The following is an 8828-nucleotide window of genomic DNA, read 5'->3' on the forward strand; positions in this document are numbered from 1 at the left end:
GTGCCCGGCGTCACCGGGCACCCTCGGGAGGGGAACGTGGCAGCGCACCAGCGAACGCCGAGCCGGCTTCACAGGCTCTCACCGTGGGGGAGCGGCAATGGCCGGTAGCAGCGCGCGCACCACCAAGCGCCCCCCGGCCCCGCCGAGAAAGACCAGCAGGGTCTACCGGGCGCGCGCCAATCCCCTGCGCCGCCTGTACACGCAGGCCCGCCGCGCCTGGGACCGGCCGCTCACCGCGTACTACCTGATCCTCGGCTCCGCGCTGCTCATCACCGGTCTCGGCCTGGTGATGGTCTACTCGGCTTCGATGATCACGGCCCTGCAGATGGGCCTGTCCAGCTCGTACTTCTTCCGCAAGCAGTTCGTCGCGGCCGTTCTCGGCTCGGTCCTGCTGGTGCTCGCGATGCGGATGCCGGTGAAGCTGCACCGCGCCCTCGCGTACCCGATCCTCGCCGTCAGCGTCTTCCTGATGGCCCTGGTGCAGGTGCCGGGGATAGGGGTGTCGATCAACGGCAACCAGAACTGGATCTCGCTCGGCGGCCCCTTCATGCTCCAGCCCAGCGAGTTCGGGAAGCTGGCGCTGATCCTGTGGGGCGCCGACCTGCTGGCGCGCAAGCACGACAAGCGGCTGCTGACCCAGTGGAAGCACATGCTGGTGCCGCTGGTCCCGATGGCGTTCCTGCTGCTCGGCCTGATCATGCTCGGCGGCGACATGGGCACGGCGATCCTGCTCACCGCCATCCTGTTCGGCCTGCTGTGGCTCGCGGGCGCCCCCACGCGGCTGTTCGTGGGCGTCCTGTCGGTGGCCGGCGCGATCGGCATCATGCTCATCAAGACCAGCCCGAACCGCATGGCACGCCTCGCCTGCCTGGGCCGCGCCGACGCCGGACCCGACGACATGTGCTGGCAGGGACTGCACGGGATCTACGCCCTTGCCTCCGGCGGATTCTTCGGTTCCGGCCTGGGCGCGAGTGTGGAAAAATGGGGTCAACTTCCCGAAGCGCACACCGACTTCATCTTTGCCATCACCGGTGAGGAACTGGGCCTGGCAGGGACGCTGTCGGTGCTCGCCCTGTTCGCGGCTCTAGGCTATGCGGGTATCCGCGTGGCCGGACGCACGGAGGACCCCTTCGTGAGATATGCCGCGGGAGGCGTGACCACCTGGATCACGGCGCAGGCCGTGGTCAACATCGGTGCGGTGCTCGGCCTGTTGCCGATCGCCGGAGTCCCGCTCCCGCTGTTCTCGTACGGGGGGTCCGCCCTGCTGCCGACCATGTTCGCCGTAGGCCTGCTGATCGCGTTCGCGCGGGACGAGCCGGCGGCGCGGGCGGCCCTGGCCATGCGGCAGCCACGGATGAGATGGAACACGATGCGACGGCGCGCCTCGGCGCGTACGTCCGGAGAGCGGTGAATTTCGGTGCATGTCGTACTCGCCGGTGGGGGGACCGCCGGCCACATCGAGCCGGCGCTCGCCCTCGCGGACGCCCTGCGCAGGCAGGACCCGACCGTGGGGATCACGGCGCTCGGCACGGAGCGCGGCCTGGAGACCCGTCTCGTACCGGAGCGCGGCTACGACCTGGCGCTGATCCCCGCCGTACCGCTGCCACGCAAACCCACCCCTGAACTGATCACCGTTCCTGGGCGGCTGCGCGGCACCATCAAGGCGGCGGAGCAGATCCTGGAGCGCACGAAGGCGGACTGCGTCGTCGGGTTCGGCGGCTATGTCGCGCTGCCCGGCTACCTCGCCGCCAAGCGCGCCGGCGTCCCGATCGTCGTGCACGAGGCCAACGCCCGGCCCGGCCTCGCCAACAAGATCGGGTCGCGGTACGCGGCAGGCGTTGCCGTCTCCACCCCGGACAGCAAGCTGCGCGACGCCCGCTACATCGGCATCCCGCTGCGCCGCACGATCGCCATGCTCGACCGGGCCGCGGTCCGCCCCGAGGCCCGCGCCGCGTTCGGCCTCGACCCGAACCTGCCGACGCTGCTCGTCTCCGGCGGCTCCCAGGGCGCTCGCCACCTGAACGAGGTCGTCACGCGCGTCGCGCCGCTGCTCCAGCAGTCCGGCATCCAGATCCTGCACGTGGTCGGCCCGAAGAACGAACTGCCGCAGGTCCAGCAGATGCCGGGAATGCCCCCCTACATCCCGGTACCGTACGTGGACCGGATGGACCTCGCGTACGCCGCGGCCGACATGATGCTGTGCCGCGCGGGCGCGATGACCGTCGCCGAACTCTCCGCCGTCGGACTCCCGGCCGCCTACGTCCCGCTGCCCATCGGCAACGGCGAGCAGCGGCTCAACGCCCAGCCGGTGGTCAAGGCCGGCGGCGGGGTGCTGGTCGACGACGCGGAGCTGACCCCCGAGTGGGTCCAGGGCAACGTCCTGCCCGTGCTCGCCGACCCGCACCGGCTGTACGAGATGTCCCGGGCCGCCTCGGAGTTCGGCCGCCGGGACGCCGACGACCTGCTCGTCGGAATGGTGTACGAGGCGATCAACTCACGCCGCTAGGGGCGTACGACATGTGAGGCAGGGGAGCGTGGCCGGAGCGACCACCGCGGACCGCGGCGAACGAGACGAAGCCGAGGCGTCCGAATCCGGCCCGCCCCCGCCACCCCGCCGACTGCGCATCCCGAGCATGCGCACCCTTGTCGTGACCGGAGTCCTGCTCGTTCTGGTCGGAGCGGGCTCCATCTGGCTCCTTTACGGATCGCAGTGGCTGCGCGTCGAGCGCGTCACCACCTCCGGAACGGGCGTCCTCACGCCCGCGGAGGTGCGCGCGGCGGCGGCGGTACCGGTCGGCGCCCCGCTGATTTCCGTCGACGCCGACGCCATCGAGGACCGAATTCGCCGGAAACTGCCTCGAATCGACTCGGTGGACGTGGTGCGTTCCTGGCCGCATGGAATCGGGCTGAAAGTGACGGAACGCCAGCCGGTCCTGATTGTCGAAGACGCCAGAAATGCGGGCAAGTTCGTCGAAGTGGACCACGAAGGTGTTCGTTTCGCGACGGTGGACAAGGCCCCGAAGGGCGTTCCCCGGCTGGAATTGACGCCGGATCAGAGCGGCGCGGCGGCAAGCCTGCGACGCTTCGGTCCGGACCGGCTGGTCCGCGAAGCGGTCCGCGTCGCGAGGCGGCTTCCGGACGCGGTGGCGCGCGACACCCGTACCGTCAAGGTCCGTTCGTACGACGACATCTCCCTGGAGCTCACCGCCGGACGGGAGGTCGTATGGGGAAGTGCCGAGAAGGGGGAGACGAAGGCGCGCGTACTCACCACCCTCATGAAAGCCGATCCGAAGGCCGAACACTTCGACGTAAGTGTTCCCACCGCCCCGGCCTCATCAGGGAGTTGACGCTCATCAGCGCAGGCCAGCACCCTGGTTGGGCAGCGCTACGGCTGATCACATAGGGTGAAAAGAAAAACGGGAGGTTCGGCGTGTTCGTTGAACGGGCGCCACTTGTCGACTTAGTGTCAGGTTCGGAAGAGTCCAGGGAACAGACACACTGGTAACCCTAAACTTCACCGTTAGGGTTCGGGTCGGCAGTCGACTAGTAGTCCGGACCGTCCCCATTCGACATCAGTCGTCGCTTCGGCAGAACGCGAGGCGGCGACACGTAACTCGAGGCGAGAGGCCTTCGACGTGGCAGCACCGCAGAACTACCTCGCAGTCATCAAAGTCATCGGTGTCGGCGGCGGTGGTGTCAATGCCATCAACCGGATGATCGAGGTCGGTCTCAAGGGCGTCGAGTTCATCGCCATCAACACCGACGCGCAAGCTCTGTTGATGAGCGACGCGGACGTCAAGCTCGACGTCGGCCGTGAACTCACCCGCGGACTCGGCGCCGGAGCCAATCCGGCAGTCGGCCGCAAGGCGGCAGAGGACCACCGCGAGGAGATCGAGGAGGTCCTCAAGGGGGCCGACATGGTCTTCGTCACCGCCGGCGAAGGCGGCGGCACCGGCACCGGCGGCGCACCCGTCGTGGCCAACATCGCCCGCTCGCTGGGCGCCCTGACGATCGGTGTGGTCACACGGCCGTTCACCTTCGAGGGGCGGCGCCGGGCCAACCAGGCGGAGGACGGCATCGCCGAGCTCCGCGAAGAGGTCGACACCCTCATCGTCATCCCGAACGACCGGCTCCTGTCCATCTCGGACCGCCAGGTCTCCGTCCTCGACGCCTTCAAGTCGGCGGACCAGGTCCTGCTCTCCGGTGTCCAGGGCATCACCGACCTCATCACCACCCCCGGCCTGATCAACCTCGACTTCGCCGACGTCAAGTCCGTGATGTCCGAGGCCGGTTCGGCCCTCATGGGCATCGGCTCGGCCCGCGGCGACGACCGCGCGGTGGCCGCCGCGGAGATGGCGATCTCCTCGCCGCTCCTCGAAGCGTCCATCGACGGCGCCCGTGGCGTGCTGCTCTCCATCTCCGGCGGCTCCGACCTCGGTCTCTTCGAGATCAACGAGGCCGCGCAGCTGGTCAGCGAGGCCGCGCACCCCGAGGCGAACATCATCTTCGGTGCGGTCATCGACGACGCTCTCGGCGACGAGGTGCGGGTCACCGTCATCGCCGCCGGGTTCGACGGCGGACAGCCGCCGGCCAAGCGGGACACCGTGATGGGCTCGTCGGCCAAGCGCGAGGAACCGGTACCGGCCGCCCGTCCGGCGCCGGCCCCCGAACCCTCCCGCCCGACCTTCGGCAGCCTCGGCAGCGTCACGCCGCGCGAGGAGCAGACGCCGGAGCCGGCCGAGAAGCCCACCCCGGTGAGCGAGGCCCCCTCCGCGCCGGTCAGCACGCCCCACGTGCCGCGGCCGTCCTACCCGGACAGCCAGGCCGAGGAGCTGGACGTCCCGGACTTCCTGAAGTGACGTTCCTGAACCCGATGGGAACCGCACGGCAGTGATAGGACAGCCCACAGCTGTGACCTCTACGAGTGGCGCGCACTTCGCCTTCACCGACCGGTGGGGCGGGGTGAGCGCCGCTCCGTACGAGGAGCTCAATCTCGGCGGCGCGGTCGGCGACGACCGCGAAGCCGTACTGCGCAACCGCGAGTTGGCCGCGCAGGCGCTCGGCGTCGAACCGGCCAGGGTCGTCTGGATGAACCAGGTGCACGGCCCCGACGTGGCGGTGGTGGACGGGCCCTGGGCCACGGACGCCGACATCCCGCACGTCGACGCGATCGTCACCACCCGGCGCCGGCTCCCCCTCGCCGTGCTCACCGCGGACTGCACCCCCGTGCTGCTGGCCGACCCCGTCGCCGGGGTCGCGGCCGCCGCGCACGCGGGACGCCCGGGCATGATCGCCGGGGTCGTCTCGGCGGCCGTACAGGCGATGGTGGAGCTCGGCGCGGACCCGGCCCGGATCGTGGCCCGTACCGGCCCCGCGGTCTGCGGCCGGTGCTACGAGGTGCCGGAGCAGATGCGGGCGGAGGTCGCCGCGGTGGAGCCCGCGGCGTACGCCGAGACCAGCTGGGGCACCCCGGCCGTCGATGTGAGCGCCGGGGTGCACGCCCAACTGGAGCGGCTCGGGGTGCGCGACCGGGAGCAGTCGCCGGTGTGCACGCGGGAGTCGCAGGACCACTTCTCGTACCGCCGCGACCGGACCACGGGCCGGCTCGCGGGCTATGTCTGGCTGGACTGATACGACATGACGGACCTTCAGGGACGTAAGGAAGAACTCGCCTCGAACCTGGCCGCGGTGGAGGAACGTATCTCCGAAGCCTGTGCGGCGGCCGGCCGGAAGCGCGAGGACGTGACCCTGATCGTGGTCACCAAGACCTATCCCGCGAGCGATGTGCGCATTCTCTCCGGGCTCGGGGTGCGGCACGTGGCCGAGAACCGCGACCAGGACGCCGCACCCAAGGCCGCGGAGTGCGCGGATCTGCCCCTCACCTGGCACTTCGTCGGTCAGTTGCAGACCAACAAAGTACGTAGTGTGGCGAGTTATGCCGATCTGGTGCAGTCCGTGGACCGGGCGAAGCTCGTCACGGCGCTGTCCAAGGAGGCCGAGCGGTCGGAGCGCGAGCTGGGCTGCCTGATCCAGGTCGCGCTCGACGCCCAGGAGGACGGCCGGGGCGAGCGCGGTGGCGTGGGCCTCGGCGGAGTGGAGGAGTTGGCCGCGCGCGTGGCCGAAGCTCCGGGGCTGCGGCTCGACGGACTGATGACCGTCGCGCCGCTCGCGGGGGTCTACGCGGGTCGGCAACAGGCGGCGTTCGAGCGCCTCATGGATTTGTCGACTGCCCTGCGCGCGGCTCATCCGGCTGCGAACATGGTGTCGGCAGGGATGAGTTCGGACCTCGAACAGGCCGTGACGGCCGGAGCGACACATGTGCGCGTCGGTACGGCGGTACTCGGAGTCCGACCCCGGCTCGGGTAACGTCGCCAAGGATCGGACCACAGCAGAAAATATGGTCATTCTCGCTGATGGGCGAGGAGATCACGTGGATCGCGGGCACTTCGGTTGACGTCAGCCGATCCACCACAGAGCGGAGGACTCAGAGCATGGCCGGCGCGATGCGCAAGATGGCGGTCTACCTCGGCCTCGTGGAGGACGATGGGTACGACGGCCGGGGGTTCGACCCCGACGACGACTTCGAACCCGAGCTCGACCCGGAACCCGAGCGTGCCCCTCGACGGCACGACCGGCACGAACCGTCGCATCAGTCACACAACTCCCGCGCCACAGAAGCGGACGAATCGGTACGAGTGGTGCAGCCGCCCGCGCAGCGTGAGCCGGTGCGTCAGCCCGCTTCGGTCTCTGCCGATTCCGGACGTCCGGCGCGAATCGCCCCCGTGGCATCCATCACACCTGAACGTCAGAGCCTGGAGAAGAACGCACCGGTGATCATGCCAAAGGTCGTGTCCGAGCGGGAGCCCTACCGCATCACCACGCTGCACCCCCGGACGTACAACGAGGCCCGTACCATCGGGGAACACTTCCGTGAGGGCACTCCGGTGATCATGAATCTGACGGAGATGGACGACACCGATGCGAAGCGACTTGTCGACTTTGCCGCTGGTCTCGTCTTCGGCCTGCACGGCAGCATTGAGCGGGTGACCCAGAAGGTGTTCCTGTTGTCTCCTGCTAACGTCGATGTCACGGCGGAGGACAAGGCCCGTATCGCAGAGGGTGGGTTCTTCAACCAGAGCTGAGACGCAGTACTAGTTCGACGACTGGCTTACTAGTCGCGAGGCACGAGAAACAGGGGAGAGGGAACCGCCGACATGGGCGTGGTTTTGGATGTGGTCTACATCGCGCTGATGTGTTTCCTCATCGTGCTGATCTTCCGGCTGGTCATGGACTACGTCTTCCAGTTCGCCCGCTCGTGGCAACCCGGCAAGGCGATGGTGGTCGTTCTGGAGGCCACCTACACTGTCACTGATCCACCGCTCAAGCTTCTGCGGCGGGTCATCCCGCCGCTGCGTCTCGGGGGCGTGGCGCTCGACCTGTCCTTCTTCGTACTGATGATCATCGTCTACATCCTGATCACCGTCGTGAGCGGCTTGTGAACGATACGGTCTTGCCGAATGCCGACGACTACGTTGAGGTGAAGAGATGCCGTTGACCCCCGAGGACGTGCGGAACAAGCAGTTCACGACCGTCCGCCTCCGAGAAGGCTATGACGAGGACGAGGTCGATGCCTTCCTCGATGAGGTCGAAGCCGAACTGACCCGCTTGCTCCGCGAGAACGAGGACCTGCGCGCCAAGCTGGCCGCAGCCACCCGCGCCGCTGCGCAGAACCAGCAGCAGGGCGGGATGCGCAAGGGCCCCGGTCCCGGCGGCCCGCAGGACCAGCAGGGCCAGGGTGGCCCGCAGGACCAGCAGGGACCCCCGCAGGGTATGCGCGGTCCGGGCGCCCCGGTGCCCGCCGGCATATCGGGCCCGCCGCAGCAGCAGATGGGCGGCCCCATGGGGGGCCCGCCGCAGCTGCCGAGCGGTGCCCCGCAGCTTCCGGCCGGTCCCGGTGGCCACGGCTCGCAGGGCCCCGGCGGCCCGCAGGGTCCCGGCCCGATGGGTCAGGGTCCGATGGGCCAGGGCCCGATGGGTCAGGGTCCGATGCAGGGCCAGATGGGCGGCCAGCCGCAGCTGGGCGGACCGATGGGCGGCCCCATGGGCGGCCACGGCGGTCCTCCGCAGATGCAGCAGCCCGGCCAGGGCGGCCCCGGTGGCGACAGCGCCGCGCGCGTCCTCTCGCTGGCCCAGCAGACCGCCGACCAGGCGATCGCCGAGGCCCGCTCCGAGGCCAACAAGATCGTCGGCGAGGCTCGCAGCCGCGCCGAGGGTCTCGAGCGTGACGCCCGTGCCAAGGCCGACGCCCTGGAGCGGGACGCGCAGGAGAAGCACCGCGTCGCGATGGGCTCCCTGGAGTCCGCCCGCGCCACGCTGGAGCGCAAGGTCGAGGACCTGCGAGGCTTCGAGCGCGAGTACCGCACGCGCCTGAAGTCGTACCTGGAGTCGCAGCTGCGTCAGCTGGAGACCCAGGCCGACGACTCGCTGGCCCCGCCGCGTACCCCGGCGACCGCGTCGCTGCCGCCGTCCCCGGCGCCTTCGATGGCTCCGGCCGGTGCGGGTGCCCCGTCCTACGGTGGCAACCAGGGCATGGGCGGCAACCAGCAGAGTGGCGGCCCGTCCTACGGCGGCGGCCAGCAGCAGATGTCGCCGGCCATGACGCAGCCGATGGCGCCGGTGCGGCCGCAGGCGCCGCAGCCGATGCAGCAGGCTCCCTCGCCGATGCGCGGGTTCCTCATCGACGAGGACGACAACTGAGGGCGGCCCGCGCCTGAGACACGGCGTCGGCGTTCATTCAGGCCGCGGCCCGGATCGTGTTCACGATCCGG

General features: G+C 69.6%; 9 protein-coding genes. All 9 read left to right on the forward strand.

What is annotated here, in order from left to right; genetic code table 11:
- The first annotated feature begins 97 nt into the window (after positions 1-97).
- Positions 98-1411, forward strand: a complete 1314-nt coding sequence (gene ftsW / locus ABD366_RS00260) for a putative lipid II flippase FtsW (protein ID WP_324768345.1) — start codon at positions 98-100, stop codon at positions 1409-1411.
- Between the two features lie 6 nt (positions 1412-1417).
- Positions 1418-2506 carry an undecaprenyldiphospho-muramoylpentapeptide beta-N-acetylglucosaminyltransferase gene (gene murG / locus ABD366_RS00265; RefSeq protein WP_324768344.1) on the forward strand — a complete coding sequence of 363 codons (1089 nt, stop codon included), beginning with the start codon at positions 1418-1420 and terminating at the stop codon, positions 2504-2506.
- Between the two features lie 28 nt (positions 2507-2534).
- On the forward strand, positions 2535-3347 hold the full coding sequence (locus ABD366_RS00270) for a cell division protein FtsQ/DivIB (protein ID WP_324768343.1): 813 nt from the start codon (positions 2535-2537) through the stop codon (positions 3345-3347).
- Between the two features lie 288 nt (positions 3348-3635).
- Positions 3636-4859 (forward strand): cell division protein FtsZ, encoded by a 1224-nt coding sequence (ftsZ, locus tag ABD366_RS00275; protein ID WP_324768342.1) that lies wholly within the window; start codon positions 3636-3638, stop codon positions 4857-4859.
- Between the two features lie 52 nt (positions 4860-4911).
- On the forward strand, positions 4912-5631 hold the full coding sequence (gene pgeF, locus ABD366_RS00280) for a peptidoglycan editing factor PgeF (RefSeq protein ID WP_411293683.1): 720 nt from the start codon (positions 4912-4914) through the stop codon (positions 5629-5631).
- A gap of 6 nt (positions 5632-5637) precedes the next feature.
- Positions 5638-6366, forward strand: coding sequence for a YggS family pyridoxal phosphate-dependent enzyme (locus ABD366_RS00285; RefSeq protein WP_324768340.1), 729 nt, complete (start codon positions 5638-5640; stop codon positions 6364-6366).
- A 125-nt stretch (positions 6367-6491) separates the two neighbouring features.
- A complete protein-coding gene (locus ABD366_RS00290; protein WP_324768339.1) occupies positions 6492-7142 on the forward strand; it encodes a cell division protein SepF in 651 nt (216 codons plus the stop codon).
- 72 nt (positions 7143-7214) lie between these two features.
- Positions 7215-7499 carry a YggT family protein gene (locus ABD366_RS00295; protein WP_324768338.1) on the forward strand — a complete coding sequence of 95 codons (285 nt, stop codon included), beginning with the start codon at positions 7215-7217 and terminating at the stop codon, positions 7497-7499.
- A gap of 46 nt (positions 7500-7545) precedes the next feature.
- The gene (locus ABD366_RS00300; protein ID WP_324768336.1) at positions 7546-8757 is read left to right on the forward strand and encodes a DivIVA domain-containing protein; all 1212 of its coding nucleotides are present in this window, start codon (positions 7546-7548) and stop codon (positions 8755-8757) included.
- Positions 8758-8828 lie beyond the last annotated feature (71 nt).

This window comes from Streptomyces kunmingensis (genome assembly GCF_039533535.1).
In the GTDB taxonomy this organism is placed as follows: domain Bacteria; phylum Actinomycetota; class Actinomycetes; order Streptomycetales; family Streptomycetaceae; genus Streptomyces; species Streptomyces kunmingensis.